Raw genomic sequence first — 19203 nt, forward strand, 5'->3', positions numbered from 1 at the left:
GCAGTCCCATTTTTCTGCGCTAAATGGGTTGATACAGGATACTAACGCATTTTGAAGGGAGACGGTGTTACCGTCTCCCGTGTGCATCAAGCGAATCGGGTCTCAGGAAATGTCCGTTTTATACCACTGAAACGGTACTGCCTGCCGCTGGAGCGTTGGTAATGCTCCCGATCTGGTAAACGGTTTCACCGTGTTCACGCAGCGTTGCCGTGACAGACTCTGCAGCGCTGGCGGCTACCACAATGGCCATGCCGATGCCGGCGTTGAAGGTGCGGAAGAACTCATGGTCGTCGAGGTTGGCGGTTTGCTGCAACCAGGCAAACAGCTCGCTTTGGGGCCAGCTGCCTTTGCGCAACTGCGCACCCATACCCTGCGGGAACACGCGGGGCAGGTTTTCAATCAGTCCGCCTCCGGTGATATGGGCCATGGCCTTGATCTGTGGTACCGGGTGTTTGGCCAGCGCTGCGAGCACAGACTTGACATACAGGCGGGTCGGGGCCATGACGGCCTCTTTGAACGGCTTGCCGTCAAGCTGTTGCGGCAGGTTGTTTGCAGCCCGCTCGATGATTTTACGCACCAGGCTGAAACCATTGGAATGTACGCCGTTGGATGCCAGCCCCAGTATCACATCTCCGGGCTGAACATGCTGGCCGGTGATGATTTTGGATTTTTCCACCACGCCCACAGCAAACCCGGCCAGATCGTACTCGCCTTCAGGGTACATGCCGGGCATTTCAGCGGTTTCGCCACCGATCAGGGCGCAGCCGGAGAGCTCACAGCCCTGTGCAATGCCTTTGATGACTGCGGCGGCCGTGTCCACGTCCAGCTTGCCGCAGGCAAAATAATCGAGGAAAAACAAGGGTTCTGCGCCTTGCACCAGCACATCGTTGACGCTCATGGCGACCAGGTCAATGCCGACCGTGTCGTGCATCTGCCACTCAAAGGCCAGCCGCAGTTTGGTCCCCACGCCGTCCGTACCTGAGACCAGTACCGGTTCCTGATAGCGTTTGGGAATTTCGAACAGCGCGCCAAAGCCGCCAATACCGCCGAGCACACCCTCGCGCAACGTCTTTTTGGCAAAAGGTTTGATGCGCTCAACCAGGGCATCACCGGCATCAATATCGACACCGGCATCTTTGTAAGATAATGTAGAGGTCATAAGGTCAACGTGTTTCGTATTGGGGGTAAAACCAGAGGCGCCCACTTAAAAGCAACCACAGACAGCCCCCCATTTTATCGGGGCTTGGAAGTTTTGGAAGGCATCCCCTAAAATATCAACCGAAATCGCATAGCGCTGCCTTTTGTTCCCTTTTAAAACTTATGCGAAACCGGCCCGGCTGTAACGCATGGCCTTTTTGATCAACTTTTTGAAAGTTGTGGTGTTGTTATTTTTGGCCGATACCCGGGTTGCCTATAAAGAGATACCGCTGTTTACATGAAGCAACTGCCACTGGCACTTCCTACCTACTCAGGTCCCAGTCTGGATAATTATGTTCCGGGCGCCAACCTGGATTGCCTGCTTTATTTGCAGGATGCCATGGCGCAGATTGATACCCAGGTGCCTGCGCCGACCTATCTGTGGGGGGAGCGGGGGTGCGGAAAGACGCATTTGTTGAAATCAGTCGCCTCTGCCGTAGAGCAGCGCGGTGGATGCTGCGGCTGGCTGACGCCTAAACAGATCATCAGCGAATTTGACCCGCGCTGGGCGGTGGTGCTGATGGATGACTGTGAGCAGTTGAGTGAGCGGCACCAGGCGGCAGCGTTTCGGGTGTTTATTGATGCACAGTCTTTCGGCGCCTGGGTGGTGGCTGCGGGTGCGGTGCCGCCGGTAGACCTGTCGGTACGGGAAGATTTGCGTACCCGTTTGGGCTGGGGGCATATTTTTGCCTTGAAAAGGCTGACCGATGAAGAACTGCAGGCGGCGCTGTGGCAGGCGTTCCATTCGCGCGGGCTGGTGTTAAGCCAGGAGGTTCAGGACTATCTGCTGCATCACTTTTCCCGCGACATGACGTCACTGATGTTTTTGATGGAGCAAATGGATCAATACGCTCTGGCTTCCAAGCGTGCTGTGACGGTTCCGCTCATTAAAAGTATGCTCAGCGATAATGAGCCTGTGCCAAAGAACAGGCCAGACATTTGATTTTTATATAGGAAAACAGTTTTGAAAATTGCGCTTTTTGATTTAGACAGCACGCTGCTGCCCATTGATTCAGACCATAGCTGGGGTGCTTTCACACAGCAGATCGGGTGGGTTGATGCACAGGTGTTTAAGCAGCAAAACGATGTGTTTTATCAGCAGTACAAAGAGCAGATACTCAATATTGATGAATACGTTGCTTTTACAACCCAGGCAATCCGCGCCAAAGGGATGCGTGAGGCGCTGAAAGCGCGTGTACAGTTCATGCAGCAGATGATCGAGCCGCATATTCTGCCGCAGGCGCGTGCCGTTGTAGACCAGCGCATGGATGCAGGGTATGAGTGCATTCTGGTGACGGCGACCAACGACTTTGTAACGTCTCCCATTGCCCAGGCATTTGGTTTTAAACATTTGATTGCCACCACGCTGGAATACAATGCCCAAGGCGAGCTGACCGGCAATTATGTCGGGGTGCCATCGTTTCGTGAAGGAAAGGTCGAGCGCGTTGCCCAGTGGCTGCAAGAACGCGGGCACGACTGGCAGACGCTGGAAGACAGTGTTTTTTACAGCGATTCGATGAATGACTTTCCGCTGCTTTCTCAGGTCAGGCATCCTGTGGTGACCAATCCTGATAAACTGCTGGAAGCTGAGGCCAAGCAGCGTGGCTGGCCGATACTGAGGCTTTTTGAATGATTAAAAATCTGATTGGAAAAATACTGGGCATGCCCAAGTCCTTTCTGGGCAAGCGGGTGGAGATTCCGCTTGAAAAGCATCGCATTGACGTGCACCAGGTGGACAAGCGTGCCAGCGAGGTGGTGAACACCCTGCGTGATCATGGCTATGACGCTTATATCGTCGGCGGTGCTGTGCGTGATCTGCTGCTGGGATTGCCACCCAAAGATTTTGACGTGGCTACCAATGCGACACCGGAGCAGGTCAAGGCGCTTTTCAGGCGCTCTTTTATTATTGGCCGGCGTTTTCGCATTGTGCATGTTGTATATGGGCGCGGGCGGGCGCATGAAGTGATTGAGGTGTCAACCTACCGGGCTTCGGTGGATATGTCCACGGCGCAGACGGTGCATGGCAATGAGCGCACGGCCAAGGCTGAGCTGGCTGATAAAAGCCTGGCGGTGGATGAAAGCGGGCGAGTGTTGCGCGACAACGTCTGGGGCTCGCAGGAGCAGGATGCGGCGCGCCGTGACTTCACGATCAACGCCATGTATTACGACCCGATCAGGCAGGTGGTGGTGGATTATCACCATGGGTTTCAGGATGCCAAAAAGCACATTCTGCGCATGATTGGTGATGCTGCGGTGCGCTACCGTGAAGACCCGGTGCGGATTTTGCGGGTGGTGCGGTTTTCGGCCAAGTTGGCGCATTTAGGTTTTACGATTGATGAAAAGACACGTATGCCTATTCAAGACTGTATTTCATTGCTCAAAAATATTCCTGCATCGCGCATGTTTGACGAAATGATCAAACTGCTGCAAACCGGGCATGCCCAGGCCAGCATTGAGGCGTTGCGCAAAGAAGGGCTGTTGAAGGTTTTCCCGATGCTGGACGGCCTGATCAAGGACGAAAAAAAATATCCTTTGGCCTGGCTGGCACTCGAAGATACGGATGAGCGTGTGGCCCAGGGCAAATCGGTTGCCCCCAGTTTCATGCTGGCCTGCTTGTTGTGGCCGGAGGTGAAAAAACACTGGGATAGTTTGATGGCTGCTGGCGAGCATGAAGTTCCGGCCCTGCAGCACGCGATTGATGAAGTGTTTGAACGCCGTGTGGGCGATGTTTCCGGGCGCGGCAAACTGGGTGCCGATATGCGCGAGATCTGGCTGATGCAGCCGCGCTTTGACCGGCGTACCGGAAAAACACCGTTCAGTCTGGTAAACCAGCCCCGTTTCCGAGCTGCATTTGATTTCATGCGGCTGCGTGCAGAAGTGGGCGAATACAATTCGGCTGTTGCGCATTGGTGGGAGGTGTTTGCCTCAGGCGATGAGCCGGTACGCCAGGAACTGATTCAGCAGGCACGGGCCGAAAAAACCACGGGTGGCACTGCCACTGCGGCGGCCAATCCTGAGAAAAAGCGCCGCCGCCGGCGCAGGCCAAGCAAAGCATCGGCTGCCAAAGAAAATGCCGCGCCAGTGCCGAAGATACAGGTGTCATGACAACGGTACAGGCCTGGATCGGGCTGGGGGCAAACCTGGGAGATGCCCAGGCGACACTGGAAGCTGCCTTGCAGGCGCTGAATGCCCTGCCTGAAACCCGCCTGCTCAGGCGGTCGTCTTTTTACCGCAGCGCCCCGGTGGATGCCGATGGCCCTGATTTCATCAATGCCGTTGCATGCTGTGAAACGGCCATGGCCCCTTTAGACCTGCTGCATGAGATGCAGCGAATCGAGCTGGCGTATGGAAGGCAGAGGCCGTATTACCATGCGCCCCGGACACTGGATCTGGATTTGCTGCTGTATGGCGACCAGACCATGCAAACGGCTGAATTGGTGTTGCCCCATCCGGCTATTGGCAAGCGGGCTTTTGTATTGCTGCCTTTGGCTGAGCTGGATATGGCTTTATGGATACCGGGGCAGGGGTACGTTAACGACCTGTTGCCTCAGGTGCAGGATCAGCGGATTGAACGGCTGTCTGCCGTAGCAGGAACCAGTACAGACGGAATGTCAGGCGCTTCAGGCTGAATTTCTGTATGCGCTGTATGCACGAGCAGTGGTGATGCCAGCAGCCCGCTGGGCAGCAGATAATGGCCGCTGATCATCGGGAGTTTTACCTGCGTGTAAACGGGTTGCAGATCGACGCCCGCAGCCAGCCATGCGTTTTCAATCAGGGTAGTGCAGTACAGGCCCGTTTCGACGACTGAAAATGGTTGGCCAAGATCTTGCAGCGCGGCGGCCACTGCCTGTTCATGCTGTTGGGGGGTGGCTTGTACCTGGTATATGGCGTATTGCAATGAACGTTCAGGCGCAATGAAAAATGCCAGATCATCTATCACAACCGCATTGCCGCGGCCGGGCACTTCTTCCGGTGTGGCGTGAATAACCTGCCATGCGCCGGGTTGGCCGATGATCATGCCGACATGGCTGAAAAGGCCACGGTCAGCAAGCCGTACCAAGTCGCTGACCGGTTCATTGCCTTCTCTGAAAATCAGATCCCCCGCCTGCCATGTTTCCTGCGCATAGCCGGCTTTAGGCAGACAGAGCAGGCAGAAAAGGCCTGCGATCAGCAGGCCAAATGACTGGCAGAGTTTTTTCAAATAGCATGGCATTTGAAAAAATGCCCCTTAACCTTTATTTCATGCTGATTTTCCAGTCGCTGCCGACTTTGATCAGGTTCATGGTTTCTGTTTTTGTGGTGCCGTTACCGAAGGTAAGCGTCAAGGTCACCTCGGCAGTCTTGCCATCAGAAGCCACGGATTTGTTGGTGACGTCAACCGATTTAAGGCCGCCCATCTGGTCAAACTGATTTTTCAGCTCATCAAAAATCATTTTCAACTTGCTGTTAGCCATGGACAGCTCTTGTGCAGATACCGATGACAGGTCCAGCATGGCAATGGCTTCGTCAGACTTTCCGCTGGCAATAGAGGTGTAAAAGCCTTTGGCAACATCTGCCTCGCTTTTACCACCGCAGGCGCTCAGTACAAATGCGCTGCAGAACAAAGCCAGAAAAAGTTTCAAAAAATGCAGTTTCATAAGGGTTCCTTTTGTGGTGGGATTGAATAAAAATGAAATCGTGAGTCAGGTAAACATGAATTGTTTCTAAATGCAGCTTGGCTCCAGACAAGTCAGGTGATTTTCCAGCCTGTATCTGTTTTAATCAACTGCATGTGGTCATTTTTGCTGGACCCGTCGCCAAAATGAATCAGCAAGTCCAGATTAACCTTGCGGCCGTCATCCTGTGCTGTCTGGTCAATAATTTCAACGCGCTCAATACCGCCTTGAGCATTAATTTCTTTACTGATTTCAGCGACCAGCAAAATCAGCTTGCTTTGCAGCAGGGGAGCCTCTTCTTCAGACAGGTCAGATAGGTCAAACATGGCAAATACTTCATCAGCCTTGTTATCTGCCATGTTCTGGTAAAAGCGTGAGGCGAACTTTAATGGGGTTTCCTGATTCACATAACCGATACAGCCCGTGATAAAAAAGGCTGTGATCAAAAAGCTTATAAACAGACGACACAATTTCATATAAGTGTTGCAGGTAAATGGGCTTACAATTTATGCTTTAATTAATTGAGCAATTTTAGAGGAGATTTCAGTTTGACCCTAGTGTAGCAGATGATTGCTATCCAATGATAATATCAGAAGAGTCACTGGGGCCTGTTGTTCCTGAATGAACCGGCGCGCGCTGTTATTTGAAACGAAACCATAAAGAGGGGTGATTGTGATTTTTCGATGGTTTGAGCGTTATCCCAGTACATTATTCACCTTGATGGCTCTGGTTTGCTGGGGGCTGGTGGGCGCAGGGATCTATATCCAGAAAAGCGATCCGTTTATCAACCCTTGCCCCATGTGCATATTTCAGCGGATTTTATTTCTGATCATTGGCATCATTGCCATGGTTGCTGCCGTGAGCGCACGCTGGTCAAAAAAGTCTGTTCCTGTATTTTCCGTGCTGGGGCTGCTGGTGGCTGCTGTAGGTGTCTACACGGCAGGCAAGCAAAGCTGGATGCAGTGGCATCCGCTGGAAGGTTCATCCTGCGGACGCGATGATGATTTCTACACCATGGTCGAGCGTATGCCAATGCGGGACTGGTTGCCCACCATCTTTAAGGGAACCGGGGACTGCGCCAATATCGACTGGACGTTTTTGGGCCTGTCCATTGCGAACTGGTCATTCATTGCCTTTGTCTGCTGCATTATTGCGCTGCTTCTGATGCTGTTTAAAGGCGGCAAACTGCGCCGGTCAGAGCGTTGGAAGGGCTATCATTAAGCCGGATTGGTCGTTGCTCAATCTGACAATGCTTTGTTACAAGGCACGATCAAACCTGATAGTCAGCTAAGAGCGGGGAGCGGACGGCTGGAGATGATCGTGAGTATCGTGTCCTGCCCCCTGTTGTTCACGTTTGACAGCCATGGAGAATCGGTATATTCTATCAGTTCGCATGGCTGACCCCATGTCCGTAGGCCACCTATGGGAATCAAACAGTCGTAAAAGCGAACAAGCTGTAAAACAGTGTAAATGAGGCACCTTCCCAATCGGGCAAAGTGACCTTGTCTAGTGGCCTGACAATGTCCCAAAGCCCCAATTTTGGAGAACGTGCTTATGAACACCAAATCAAAAAGCCTGCAAAAATTCACCCTGACAATCTTGGGTAAAAATCGCCCTCCGATTCGCCAGAAAGTCTTTGACAGTAAAGACTTCATCCTGCCTGGTACTCGGGTTGGCGTTGATAGCCGTGAGCCCAAAACCCGTAAAGAGAAGATGGACGCCTGGGCCCGTGCCCCGCTAAGTGAGCGGGATATCGAGATCACAGGCTTTATGCGTAATTCAAACCCATTCCATCATCTCGCCAAGGCGATTGATACCTCCCAGCTCACCCTTTTGATTCCCAATAAGGGCACTAAGGTAAAGGTCAAAGACCTTCGCGAGGCAGCTCTGAAGGCTGCGCCAGAGGGGACAAAGATCGGTGTGGCTTTCGAAACCTATGTCAAAGAGCAGTACGGCCACTCCTATTCGGATCTAGTCAACGATGCTCGGAACAAGGTTATCGCCCGATTCAAGGCTGCATTTGCGGAGAACCTTGATCTCGACCCAATGAACGATGAGTACCACACGGATAAGGAAATTTTCCTGCACCTTCCAGTGTGGACGTCCGAAAGTTCCATCAAGGAATACAAGTCGCTCGCAAAACAAGGTCATGTGTACTCCCAGTATCTAGCCGGTGTGTTCCTTGCTTCGAACGCTGGTGGCTACAAGGTTGAGTGTGTTGAGTACCTGCTGATGGCGTACGAAAACAAGCAACCCGAAGCCATGCGTGTACTAGCTGAGTTCCTGCATTTCAAAAACGACTATTATGGTGCTGCGCAGTGTGCGCTTCTGTCTATTGACGGCGGCGATGACTACTCGAGGAAAATTGTTCGTGAAGTGCTGGGTAATACCTCTCACCAGATGATGCAGACGAGTCGTGGTGTAGCGCCGCTCAGCTATGTGATCATCGAGACCCTCCGTGCAAACGGATTCGATTCGATTCTGAGGGAGCATTTCAGCGAGTTCAATCCTGATCCACAGCCCGTAATGCATATTCCTGGCTTCATTCAAGGGGGTGGTCATGAGTAGCGTAAACATGTGGGAAAGCAACGGTTCGGACGAAGAGCAGGAGGAGTTCGAATGCCTCGATTGCGGGTGCACTACATCCGAGGCTGATTTCGAATCTGTCGATGACGAGCTGAATCAGCAAAGTCCGCGCTGCCCTGACTGTCAGAGCTCGCATTGGATCTCCCGCACAACCTGCGACTGTGGTGAGCCGGCCACCCATAAGGTTGAGTCAGGTTTCGTTTGCGACGACTGCCATGAGCACTATGTCAGCGGTTACATACGGGACTAATGCTTAGGGGGTGGGGCGTGCTTAATTGCTCGCACGCTCCCACATACCAATTGTACTTCGAGCATTCAACTTTCCAGCTCACTATAGATAAGCGACCACCGTCCGCTTTTGGCACTGAGCCGGCTGCCAGATTTGATTACTCCCAGAATGACAAAAGTGTCTGATTAAGTATGAGTCGGTATAAATTAAACGATCGTGTGCGGGGGGCAGAGTGACACGGTTCGTCAAGCAGAATAAAGCCTGGTCCATACCAGCAGAATGATTGCCGCAAAAACAATCCACACGCCGATGGCCCCGGTGAGTGTGACAGCCAGGCTGTAGCGCAGGCTCAGTACATAAACGGCACCCAGGTAGGCCGCGTAAGGAATCAGCGACCACAGGCCAAACAGAGCCGTGAGGCGCAGTTGTTCCATGCTTCTTTCTGTGCCGACAATGTAATGGGCAATCAATGCAAATGTGGGGAACAGCGGCACCAGCCCTGCAATGAAAAAGACTTTTGTTCTGGACAGCAGGGCGATGATCAGTACGGTGACCGCACCGATCAGGCACTTGATGAATAGCGCAGCCACTTTCTATTTGACCGTTTGCTGGTGGTCTGCCGCGCTGGTGAATGCATCGGCATAAAACTCATTTTCAGGCAGGCCGCATTGGGCGCTAAAGTCGCGCTGGGCCGATTCAACCATCACAGGGGCGCCACAGGCGTAGACCTGGTAAGTCAACAGGTCGGGGAAGTCTGCCATGACGGCCTGGTGTACAAACCCGGTTCTGCCTAACCACTGGTCTTGCGGCAATGCATCGGAGATGACGGGGATGAATGACAGGTTGGGCATGAGCGCCATCTGTTGTTCCAGCCATTCACGCATATAAAGGTCTTTGGGGCGTCTGCCGCCCCAGTACAGGTGGGCCGGGCGTGATATGTTCTGATGCTGCATGTGTTCGAGAATGGCTTTGATGGGCGCAAAGCCTGTGCCCGAAACCAGAAAGATGATGGGCTTGTCGGAATCTTCACGCAGGAAGAACGTACCGAAGGGGCCTTCAATGCGCAATATGTCGCGCTCTTTCATGCCGTCAAACACATGCGTTGTGAACAGGCCGCCGGTCATCAGGCGGATATGCAGTTCAATCCCGACGCCGTTGGGGACTTGTGTGTGTGGTGCATTGGCCATTGAATAGCTGCGGCGGTTGCCGTCTTTGAGGATGAATTCAATATACTGGCCTGCATGGTATTGCAGTGTATCGTTGGCCGGTAACTGCAGGTGCACGATCATGACGTCATCTCTGCAGCGTTCCATGCGCGTGACCCGGCACGGCAGTTTACGGATGTCGAATGTGTCTGCTGACGATACGATATTGGCGTGCAGCACCAGGTCTGTTGCCGGTTTGGCACAGCAGGTCAGAATGAGTCCGGCGTCCAGCTCGGCCTGGCTCAGCACATTTTCCTGATAAGGGGTTTGGTTGACTTTCCCGCTGGTCATCTGGCACTTGCATGAACTGCAGGCACCGGATTTGCATCCGTAAGGCAGACCAACCTGTGCGCGAATGGCAGCTTCCAGTACGGTCTCATCAGGTTCTACAGAAAACGTACGACCGCTTGGCTCTACCGTGACCTGGAACGACATAATGACCTTTCCTTATTGAATAGATAGTTATGGGGAAAATGGATATGATGGCTTATATTTTCTCTCAAATTAATCAAAGCAGGGAAATAAGGGGTGTTGTTTGCCGAGGGAGTGCCGCTTTCCTTTTGTTTTGGCAGTCCGGTGTGTGTTTTCAGAGTTGATGGCGGTGTAATGCAGAGTTTGCTGATTGTGGGTTGTGGTGATATCGGGCTGCGCGTGGTGCGGCAGTTGAAACCGCATATACGTGTTGTGGCGCTGACCTCATCTCCTGCGCGTGTGCCTGAGCTCAGGGCGTGCGGTGTGACGCCGGTGGTTGGAAACCTGGATGACATGAGCAGCCTGCAAAGGCTGGGCAGGATTTGTTCGCATGTGTTGTATTTAGCGCCGCCGCTTCAGGAAATGCGCATGGACGCACAGCAGGCGCCGTTACCGGGCAGGGCGGGGGTCGATTCTCGTTGCCTGCATCTGTGTGCCACGTTGCTGAAACATAAGCGGCCAAAACGGCTGGTGTATATCAGCACCACCGGGGTGTATGCCAGTGGTGGCCAGCAATGGATGGATGAGACGACGCCGGTGAATCCGATGACTTCAAGGGCGCATAAGCGTATTGCCGCTGAGATGACCATGCGCCATTTTGGACGGGTGGGCAAAACGGCAGTTTCTATCCTGCGCGTGCCTGGTATTTATGCGCTGGACCGTCAGGGTGGCAATCCTGCACAGCGCCTGCGACAGGGTATGCAGGTGTTAGCGCGCGAGGATGATGTTTACACCCAGCATATTCAGGCTGATGATCTGGCACGCATCTGTATTGCAGCGCTGTTTCACGGAAAGCCGCAGCGTGTGGTGAATGCGGTGGATGACAGTGACATGCGTATGGGTGATTATTTTGATCTGGCAGCAGACCTAGCCGGTATGCCGCGGCCTGAGCGTCTGACCCGGCAAGACGCTGCCCGGATGATGTCGCCGTTGCTCTATTCCTTTATGAGTGAATCCCGGCGTATCCGCAATCAGCGCTTGAAGCGGGAATTAGGTGTTCGCCTCACATACCCGACCGTGCGCGAAGGGTTGGCAAGGCTTGCAAAAAAAGCCTCTGAATGACCAGAGGCTTTAGGATCAGGATGCGTTAACACGCCCTGGTTGCATGATAAAAAGTGCAGCTTACTGGTTCACGATTTCATCGGCAGCGTCCAGCAACTCCTGCGACAGGGTGACACCCTGCCGTTGCGCTGCGGCAGGGTTGACGTAGAGCTGGATTTTGTCGCTGATCTGCGGTTTGATATCGCCGGGTTTTTCGCCGTTGAGAATACGCAGCACAATGCGGCCGGTCTGGCGGCCCAGTTCCTTGTAGTCAACGCCCAGTCCGGCAACGGCGCCACGGGCCACAATGGTGGCGTCTGAGGCGATGAGCGGAATCTTGGCATCCTGCCCGACTTTGGCCAGTGCTTCATAGGCCGATACCACGTTGTTGTCGGTATTGGTGTAGATCACATCCACCTTGCCGGCCAGAGAGCGGGCAGCAGAGCCAACATCCACCGAGCGCGGCGCGGCCGCCGTGACCAGTGTCATGCCTCTTTGCGCCAGCAGTTCCTGCAGGCTTTTGACCACGGCCACCGAGTTAGCTTCGGCCGGGTTGTAAACCATGCCCACGCGTTTGGCATCGGGTACGATGCGCAAAATCAGGTCAATCTGGGGCCCCAGTTCAACCACATCGGAAAGCCCGGTCACATTGGTGCCGGTAGCTTCCCAACTGCTGGTGAGTTTGGCGGCAACCGGGTCGGTAACGGCTGAGAACACCACCGGAATGGTTTTGGTGCCAGCCACCACTGTTTGCGCCGAAGGGGTGGAGATAGCGACAATCACATCGGGCTTGTCACCAATGAACTTGCGGGCAATCTGGGCGGCAATGCTGGTATTGCCCTGGGCGCTCTGGTATTGCCAGCGCAGGTTTTTGCCGTCTTCGTAGCCGGCTTCTGTGAGCACTTCACGCACACCGTCCCGAATGGCATCGAGCGCCGGGTGTTCAACAATGGCCGTGACAGCAACAGATTTTTGTTGCGCCCAGGCGCTCGGGCTGATCAGCGCCAGCGCTGCAAACCCTGCCAGCAGCAGGCGTGCAGGGAGTTTGAATCTCAACATAGTGGCATTCCTTTATAAACGCTCATATTTTTCAAAATGCATACATGGCACCCGGCAGTGATGTTTTCTAAACAAAGCTGCCGGAGTGCAGAACCGGTGCACAGCTTCATTGACGGATGATTTCAGTGGCGTCTTTGAGCAGGTCTTCCGAAAGCGTAACACCCTGTTTCTGGGCTGCATCGGGGTTCAGATGCAACTGGATCTTGTCGCTGGTCTGCGGCTTGATGTCGCCGGGTTTTTCACCGTTGAGAATACGCAGCACAACGCGACCGGTCTGGCGCCCCAGTTCCTTATAGTCAACGCCCAAGGCTGCAACGGCACCGCGCTGCACGCTGGGGGTGTCCGATGCGATGACCGGGATCTTGGCATCCTGCCCGACTTTGACCAGCGCTTCATAGGCCGATACCACGTTGTTGTCGGTATTGGAGTAAAAAACATCCACTTTGCCGACCAGAGAGCGGGCGGCAGAGCCAACGTCCACCGAGCGCGGTGCGGCTGCCGTGACCAGTGTCATGCCTCTTTGCGCCAGCAGTTCCTGCAGGCTTTTGACTACGGCGACCGAATTGGCCTCGGCCGGGTTGTAGACCATGCCCACGCGTTTGGCATTGGGTACGATGCGCAAAATCAGGTCAATCTGGGGGCCCAGTTCCAGCACGTCGGATACGCCTGTGACATTGGTGCCACTGGCATCCCAACTGGTCGTGAGTTTGGCGGCAACCGGGTCGGTGACCGCAGAGAACACCACCGGAATGGTTTTGGTGCCGGCCACCACCGTTTGCGCTGAAGGGGTGGAAACAGCAACAATCACATCGGGCTTGTCGCCAATGAACTTGCGGGCAATCTGGGCGGCAATGCTGGTATTGCCCTGGGCGCTCTGGTATTGCCAGCGCAGGTTTTTGCCGTCTTCGTAGCCGGCTTCTGTGAGCACTTCACGCACACCGTCGCGAATGGCATCCAGTGCCGGATGTTCAACAATGGCTGTGACTGCAACAGATTTTTGCTGCGCCATGGCTGATGCGCCTGCCATGGCCAGTACGGCAAAGCCTGCTGCCAGCAAATACGTGTGAAGTTTCATTCTCAACATGTTGGCGTTCCTTTTTTTGACCTGATTAGAAGTGCTGTAAAGATTTATTGGGGTAGAGCCAGTAAACTTAAGATCGCTGTAAATAATTTGCAATATTACCTTGTTTGTAAAATCTGCGTGTGACTTTTAGCGGTTTGATGGCGGCGCATGGCTGTGGGCAGATTGGGTAAAATGGGCCCAGGTTTTTGGTCTGGTTTATGAAAACATCGGTTCAGAGAATATATATTCAGACCCATGCCAATACCTGCACAACGCTTCTGACTGCCTGCCTTATTTATGACAACTGAGACCGATCATATTGCTGATGAGCACTGGATGCAACTGGCATTGGCGCAGGCGCAGTTGGCGCGCACCTCTGGGGAGGTTCCTGTAGGCGCTGTGGTGGTGCGTGATGGGCAGTGCATTGCCGCAGGGCATAATGCGCCCATTTCGCATAGCGATCCGACCGCACACGCTGAAATCAATGCACTGCGCCAGGCGGCCCAGACGCTGGAAAACTACCGCTTGCAGGGCTGTACGGTGTATGTCACGCTGGAGCCCTGTGCCATGTGTGCCATGGCGATGCTGCATGCCCGTGTGGACCGTGTTGTTTTTGGCGCCTACGATCCGAAGACCGGTGCGGCAGGCTCGGTGGTGAATCTGTTTGCTTCGCGGCAGTTGAATCACCATACGCAGCTCACAGGCGGTGTGCTGGAGTCTGAATGCAGTGACGTACTGAAACAGTTTTTTCAGGAAAAGCGGCAGGTTTTGACAATCCCATTGCGGGATGACGCATTGCGCACACCTGCGCAGCAGTTTTCCGGCTTTCGGCTGGATGAGGCCAATTGGATTTCTGATTTGCCGGCGCTGGACGGGTTGCGGCTGCATTACCATCATGATCTGCCCCAGGCAGCGGATGCGAAGGGGACGCTGTTATGCATTCATGATGAACGGGGGAGTTCTGAGCAGTATGCAGAACTGCTGTCGCAGATGCCTGAGGGATGGGCTGTGCTGGTACCCGACCTGATCGGGTTCGGGCGCAGCGATAAGCCTAAGAAAACGCAGTGGCATACCCCTGAATGCCATGCAAGGGTTTTAATACAGTTGTTACAGGCAACCGGTCCGCATAGTGAAATCCGTGTTGTGCTTCCATCCGCCTTGAGCGGGTTACTGCCCGCATTGCAGCAACAGGCACCGCATTTGATTTCCACCGCAGACATCATTTCTCGGCTGCCGCCATTGGCTGAGGATGTTGAACGGGCGCCATTTCCGGATGACGGGCATCGGGCAGGTGTACGGGCACTGCATCTGTGGCGTTCCCGAGACGATTTTGCGTCGCACACTTTCCCGGTGAACTTCTATGATGATTTGCATATCTGGCTGCGATAATTTGGGCACAGGCGATAGCCAGAACAGGTGCGGTTCAAACAGGAAAGACGATGAAGCAGGTAGTCCGGGGGCCTGAATTCTGTTGCCGGGTTGAAAAATGCCGGACTGGTTTTTTGTCATCCGGCAGGTTTTTCATTGACGGTGCGGCGCTGAGCTAAGTCATTCGCTTGTCTTTGTGGAATATCTGCTATGAGGACGATATGGCCTTTGCAAAAGCGAAGAAACCACAAAGGTACCAAGCAGTATCATCTGGACTCCGCAGCCTGTTTTTTTAATTTGCGCGTATCAGCAGGCTGTTAGTGAATTTTTGCAGAGCAAAAATCCTTTCTGAAAGTATTTATCATTCTGCTCAATGCAGCATATTAAGCTGTGAAGCGCTAGAATAGCAGACCTGCCTGAATCCGATTGTTCAAATGAAAATCACCATTTTTTCCCCTTCAGGTGTGATTCTGGAGGGAAAGCGTCTGCGGTTAGCAGTGAAACGACTCCAGCAGTTGGGTGTTGAGGTGTCTGTGGACAGTGCTGCCAAGTTGCGCACACAGCGTTTTGCCGGTTCAGATCAGGCGCGTTTAGAGGCGATTATGCGTGTGGCGCAGGATGACTCCGATGTGGCGCTGGCTTCGCGCGGTGGCTACGGACTGACCCGGCTGCTGGATGCGATTGACTGGAAGCGGATTGCCCAAAGTGTGGAGCAGGGCAAACACTGGGTCGGGCACAGCGATTTCACGGTTTTTCAACTGGCGTTACTGGCGCATACGGGTGCCTGTAGCTGGGCCGGCCCGATGGCGCTAGCTGATTTTGGCCAGGCCGATGGCTCTGAGCCGGATGAAATTACCAGCGCCTGTTTCATGGAGGCCATGTCCGGCGAACTGGAAGCAGTGGGTTTTCGCACTGAAAAAGGCTTTGACGGCCTGAGCGCACACGGTGTTTTGTGGGGCGGTAATCTGTCTATGGTCTGCAGCCTGCTGGCAACCCGGCACTGGCCGCAGATTGAAGGCGGTATTTTATTCCTTGAAGATGTCAACGAACGCCCATACCGTGTTGAGCGGATGCTGCTGCAACTGCATCAGGCCGGCGTACTGAGCCGGCAGAAAGCAATTTTGTTGGGAGACTTCGGCAAATGGGAGCCTACCAGCATAGATAAAGGCTATCGTTTGACACATGCCGTTCAATACCTGCGCACCGTTTGCGACACACCTATTTTGACCGGACTGCCCTTTGGCCACATTACGACCAAGCTGACTTTACCGGTAGGCAAACCTGTTGAGCTGGCGGTTGACCGGCGCGAAGTATTTTTGCATTGGGGGCATCAGCATACCGATGCCCATGGGCACGGACAGGAACAAGCTGAACCGGTTGACCCCAGAGCACTGGAGGATGAGGAAACCGGTGGCTGCTGTGGCGGCCATTGCGCGCACCATTTATTGAGGTAGGCTTGTATGCCCTTGGGGCAGGCCTGTCTGAGAAAAGAATTTTTTAACTTGAGTGAGATGTAACTTAAATGAGTAAATCCAAACCATTGACTGAAGCCGAAAGTGCCTTGCGCACAGCCGCCCTTGAGTACCATAGCTTGCCCACCAAGGGCAAGATCAGTATCAAGCCGACCAAGCCGCTGTCCAACCAGCGCGACTTGTCTTTGGCGTATTCTCCCGGCGTGGCGTATGCCTGCCTGGATATTTATGAGGACCCGTCCAAAGCGGCTGATTACACGTCGCGCGCTAACCTGGTTGGGGTGATCACCAACGGTACCGCTGTGCTGGGGCTGGGCAATATCGGCCCGCTGGCCGGCAAGCCGGTTATGGAGGGCAAGGCCTGTCTGTTCAAGAAATTTGCCGGGGTCGATGTTTTTGACATTGAGCTCAATGAGAATGACCCGGATAAGCTGGTTGAAATCATTGCCGCGCTGGAGCCCACGCTGGGCGGGATCAATCTGGAAGACATCAAGGCCCCGGAATGTTTTTATGTGGAGCAAAAGCTTTCAGAGCGGCTCAATATTCCTGTATTCCATGACGACCAGCACGGTACAGCGATTATTTCCTCCGCCGCGTTGATCAACGGGCTGGAACTGGTGGGCAAAAAAATCGACCAGATCAAACTGGCGGTGTCCGGTGCCGGTGCGGCTGCCATTGCCTGTCTGACACTGATGATGTCTTTGGGCGTCAAGCGGGAAAACATCACCGTATGTGATTCCAAGGGTGTGATTTACGAAGGCCGCCCGGGTAATCTGGACAAGTCCAAACAGGTGTTTGCGCAAAAGACCGAAGCGCGTACGCTGGCCGACGCGGTGAACGGGGCCGATGTGTTCCTGGGCTGTTCCGCAGCAGATGTGCTGACGGGCGAAATGGTCAAAACCATGGCAGACCACCCGATCATTCTGGCTTTGGCCAACCCGAACCCCGAGATTCGTCCGGAAATTGCCAAAGAGGCTCGGCCCGACTGCATCATTGCCACCGGCCGTTCTGACTTTCCCAATCAGGTGAACAACGTCCTGTGCTTCCCGTATATTTTCCGCGGTGCACTGGATGCCGGCGCAACCCGGATTACCGAAGAGATGAAAATCGCAACCGTGCGGGAAATTGCCGCACTGGCCAAAGAGGATGTCAGCGATGAAGTCGCCAGCGCCTACTCGGGCCGCGAACTGTCGTTCGGGCCAGAATACATCATTCCGACGCCTTTTGATATGCGGCTGATTCTGCGCATAGCACCGGCTGTTGCCAAAGCCGCTGAGGAGTCAGGCGTTGCGACGCGGCCGATCCAGGATCTGGATGCATACCGCCACTCGCTGGAGCGTTTTGTGCTGCGTACCAGCATGTTCATGCGCCCGGTGTTTCAGGCGGCAAAGAGTGATCCCAAGCGTATTGTGTACGCGGAAGGGGAAGACGAGCGTGTGCTGCGTGCGGTGCAGGCCTGTGTCGATGAGAAAATGGTCAAGCCCATTGTCATCGGGCGGCCTTCGGTGATTGAAATGCGCATCCAGCGTGCGGGGCTGCATATCCAGCCCGGGCGTGATCTGGAGATTGTGGACCCGGAATACGACAGCCGCTACCGCCAGTACTGGGAGGCGTATCACAAGATCATGGCACGTAACGGCGTAACGCCCGATATGGCCAAAGCGACCATGCGCCGCTCAAACACCACCATTGCGGCGATGATGGTGCGCCAGGGTGAGGCAGACGGTATGCTGTGCGGTCTGGTGGGGCGTTTTGAAAGCCACCTGGAACATGTGCAGGAGATTTTCGGGCGTAAAAACCATGACGCACCGCTGGCAACCATGCATGCCATCATGCTGGAAGGCAATACGCTGTTTGTAGCGGATACCTCCGTGAATCTGGACCCGACCGCCGAAGAACTGGCCGCGATTGCCGAGGTGGCTGCCGAAGAAATCAAGCGCTTTGGATTGCCGCCGCAGGTTGCATTCCTGTCGCACTCGATGTTTGGCGGACGCAAGAACCCGGCTGCCCGCAAAATGCGTGCGGCACGCGATCTGTTCCTGCTGCGCTGCCCCGATATTCCCGCCGATGGCGAAATGCATGGCGATGCGGCATTGAGCCAGACCATCCGCTCACACTTCATGCCGGATTCCACCTTGAAGGGTGCGGCCAATCTGCTGATTGCACCGAACCTGGATGCGGCCAGCATTTTGTTTAATGTGCTGAAGATTACCGGTGGTCAGGGTGTGACTGTGGGGCCGATGTTGCTGGGCTGCGGTGCGCCGGCGCATATCCTGTCGCCAGGCTCTACTGCACGCCGTATCATCAACATGACGTCGCTGGTGGTGGCGCAGGCCAAAGGCGTATCCTGATTGGCTGTTGATGTAACGGACTGATAGAAAAATTCCCTGCCTTGGCAGGGAATTTTTTATGCTCAGATGATTTTTTGCATCAGCTCAATCGACAGCGCATCGACCTTGTCTTTGATAAAGGCCTCAAACGCTTTGAAGTGCGGGGTCTGGCCATGTGTATCGACAGCTTTTTGTGATTCCCAGATTTCAATGAATGTCAGCTTATTGGCATCAGTGGTGCTCTGGTGCAGGTTGTACTGAATGTTGCCGGTTTCCTCGCGGCTTTTTTCAATCAGCCCTTTGAGGAATTGCAGCACTTCCTGCTTGCATTCGGGTTTGACAGACAGAGCGGCAACAATGATGATTTGATTGGTCATGAAGGGTTCCTTTTTTTGCCGGTATAAAGATATGGTGAGATATGGCGCTGGCCTGTCCACGCTTGGTGCAGGAAAGGCCAACGCCGCATATCCTGATGGATGTTCAACTGTCTATGATAAACCAACATAAAAGACACATCCAGTCGTTTC

Annotated in this window: 19 protein-coding genes; 10 read left to right on the forward strand and 9 right to left on the reverse strand. The window is 54.1% G+C overall.

Features of this window, described 5'->3' with window-relative positions:
* Positions 1-118: 118 nt before the first annotated feature.
* Positions 119-1159, reverse strand: a complete 1041-nt coding sequence (purM, locus tag CUZ56_RS00135; RefSeq protein ID WP_126977050.1) for a phosphoribosylformylglycinamidine cyclo-ligase — start codon at positions 1157-1159, stop codon at positions 119-121.
* A gap of 276 nt (positions 1160-1435) precedes the next feature.
* Here purM and hda point away from each other — a divergent pair, with 276 nt between their 5' ends.
* Genes hda through folK form a run of 4 tightly spaced genes read left to right on the forward strand, consistent with a single transcriptional unit; the run spans position 1436 to position 4826 of the window.
* On the forward strand, positions 1436-2140 hold the full coding sequence (gene hda / locus CUZ56_RS00140) for a DnaA regulatory inactivator Hda (protein WP_126977052.1): 705 nt from the start codon (positions 1436-1438) through the stop codon (positions 2138-2140).
* Between the two features lie 21 nt (positions 2141-2161).
* Entirely contained in the window at positions 2162-2830 is a 669-nt protein-coding gene (locus CUZ56_RS00145) for an HAD family hydrolase (RefSeq protein ID WP_126977054.1), read from the forward strand.
* Positions 2827-4302, forward strand: a complete 1476-nt coding sequence (pcnB, locus tag CUZ56_RS00150; RefSeq protein WP_126977056.1) for a polynucleotide adenylyltransferase PcnB — start codon at positions 2827-2829, stop codon at positions 4300-4302. Before CUZ56_RS00145 ends, pcnB begins: the two co-directional genes overlap by 4 nt.
* Positions 4299-4826, forward strand: coding sequence for a 2-amino-4-hydroxy-6-hydroxymethyldihydropteridine diphosphokinase (folK, locus tag CUZ56_RS00155; RefSeq protein WP_126977058.1), 528 nt, complete (start codon positions 4299-4301; stop codon positions 4824-4826). Before pcnB ends, folK begins: the two co-directional genes overlap by 4 nt.
* Here folK and CUZ56_RS00160 read toward each other — a convergent pair.
* From CUZ56_RS00160 to CUZ56_RS00170, 3 genes are all read right to left on the reverse strand, one after another.
* Positions 4757-5410 (reverse strand): YiiX/YebB-like N1pC/P60 family cysteine hydrolase, encoded by a 654-nt coding sequence (locus CUZ56_RS00160; protein ID WP_126977060.1) that lies wholly within the window; start codon positions 5408-5410, stop codon positions 4757-4759. The genes folK and CUZ56_RS00160 overlap by 70 nt on opposite strands.
* A 22-nt stretch (positions 5411-5432) precedes the next feature.
* Entirely contained in the window at positions 5433-5834 is a 402-nt protein-coding gene (locus tag CUZ56_RS00165) for a DUF4878 domain-containing protein (RefSeq protein ID WP_126977062.1), read from the reverse strand.
* Between the two features lie 92 nt (positions 5835-5926).
* A complete protein-coding gene (locus CUZ56_RS00170; protein WP_162615202.1) occupies positions 5927-6211 on the reverse strand; it encodes a DUF4878 domain-containing protein in 285 nt (94 codons plus the stop codon).
* A gap of 313 nt (positions 6212-6524) precedes the next feature.
* Between CUZ56_RS00170 and CUZ56_RS00175 the strand changes: the two genes are divergently transcribed.
* On the forward strand, positions 6525-7073 hold the full coding sequence (locus CUZ56_RS00175; RefSeq protein WP_126977066.1) for a disulfide bond formation protein B: 549 nt from the start codon (positions 6525-6527) through the stop codon (positions 7071-7073).
* A gap of 333 nt (positions 7074-7406) precedes the next feature.
* Positions 7407-8420: an SEL1-like repeat protein gene (locus CUZ56_RS00180; protein WP_126977068.1), complete on the forward strand. Its 1014-nt coding sequence runs from the start codon at positions 7407-7409 to the stop codon at positions 8418-8420.
* A 492-nt stretch (positions 8421-8912) separates the two neighbouring features.
* Here CUZ56_RS00180 and CUZ56_RS00190 read toward each other — a convergent pair whose 3' ends face one another.
* Both CUZ56_RS00190 and CUZ56_RS00195 read right to left on the reverse strand, forming a co-directional pair.
* Positions 8913-9257: a GlpM family protein gene (locus CUZ56_RS00190; RefSeq protein ID WP_126977070.1), complete on the reverse strand. Its 345-nt coding sequence runs from the start codon at positions 9255-9257 to the stop codon at positions 8913-8915.
* Positions 9258-9260: 3 nt separating this feature from the next.
* Entirely contained in the window at positions 9261-10307 is a 1047-nt protein-coding gene (locus tag CUZ56_RS00195; RefSeq protein WP_126977072.1) for a CDP-6-deoxy-delta-3,4-glucoseen reductase, read from the reverse strand.
* Between the two features lie 171 nt (positions 10308-10478).
* On the opposite strand from CUZ56_RS00195, the gene CUZ56_RS00200 reads away from it, so the two are divergent.
* Entirely contained in the window at positions 10479-11405 is a 927-nt protein-coding gene (locus tag CUZ56_RS00200) for an NAD-dependent epimerase/dehydratase family protein (RefSeq protein ID WP_126977074.1), read from the forward strand.
* Between the two features lie 60 nt (positions 11406-11465).
* Here the strand turns inward: CUZ56_RS00200 and CUZ56_RS00205 are convergent, their stop codons facing one another.
* Both CUZ56_RS00205 and CUZ56_RS00210 read right to left on the reverse strand, forming a co-directional pair.
* Positions 11466-12443, reverse strand: coding sequence for an ABC transporter substrate-binding protein (locus CUZ56_RS00205; protein WP_126977076.1), 978 nt, complete (start codon positions 12441-12443; stop codon positions 11466-11468).
* Between the two features lie 106 nt (positions 12444-12549).
* The gene (locus CUZ56_RS00210) at positions 12550-13518 is read right to left on the reverse strand and encodes an ABC transporter substrate-binding protein (protein ID WP_204250813.1); all 969 of its coding nucleotides are present in this window, start codon (positions 13516-13518) and stop codon (positions 12550-12552) included.
* Between the two features lie 285 nt (positions 13519-13803).
* On the opposite strand from CUZ56_RS00210, the gene tadA reads away from it, so the two are divergent.
* The 3 genes from tadA to CUZ56_RS00225 all read left to right on the forward strand — a co-directional run bounded on the left by tadA (position 13804) and on the right by CUZ56_RS00225 (position 18697).
* Positions 13804-14895 carry a tRNA adenosine(34) deaminase TadA gene (gene tadA, locus CUZ56_RS00215; protein WP_126977080.1) on the forward strand — a complete coding sequence of 364 codons (1092 nt, stop codon included), beginning with the start codon at positions 13804-13806 and terminating at the stop codon, positions 14893-14895.
* Positions 14896-15308: 413 nt separating this feature from the next.
* Positions 15309-16328: an LD-carboxypeptidase gene (locus tag CUZ56_RS00220; RefSeq protein WP_126977082.1), complete on the forward strand. Its 1020-nt coding sequence runs from the start codon at positions 15309-15311 to the stop codon at positions 16326-16328.
* Positions 16329-16396: 68 nt separating this feature from the next.
* A complete protein-coding gene (locus CUZ56_RS00225) occupies positions 16397-18697 on the forward strand; it encodes an NADP-dependent malic enzyme (protein ID WP_126977084.1) in 2301 nt (766 codons plus the stop codon).
* A 62-nt stretch (positions 18698-18759) separates the two neighbouring features.
* Here the strand turns inward: CUZ56_RS00225 and CUZ56_RS00230 are convergent, their stop codons facing one another.
* Positions 18760-19053 carry a putative quinol monooxygenase gene (locus CUZ56_RS00230; RefSeq protein ID WP_126977086.1) on the reverse strand — a complete coding sequence of 98 codons (294 nt, stop codon included), beginning with the start codon at positions 19051-19053 and terminating at the stop codon, positions 18760-18762.
* Between the last annotated feature and the right edge of the window lie 150 nt (positions 19054-19203).

It is taken from the genome of Saezia sanguinis (assembly GCF_003991585.1).
Taxonomy (GTDB): domain Bacteria; phylum Pseudomonadota; class Gammaproteobacteria; order Burkholderiales; family Burkholderiaceae_C; genus Saezia; species Saezia sanguinis.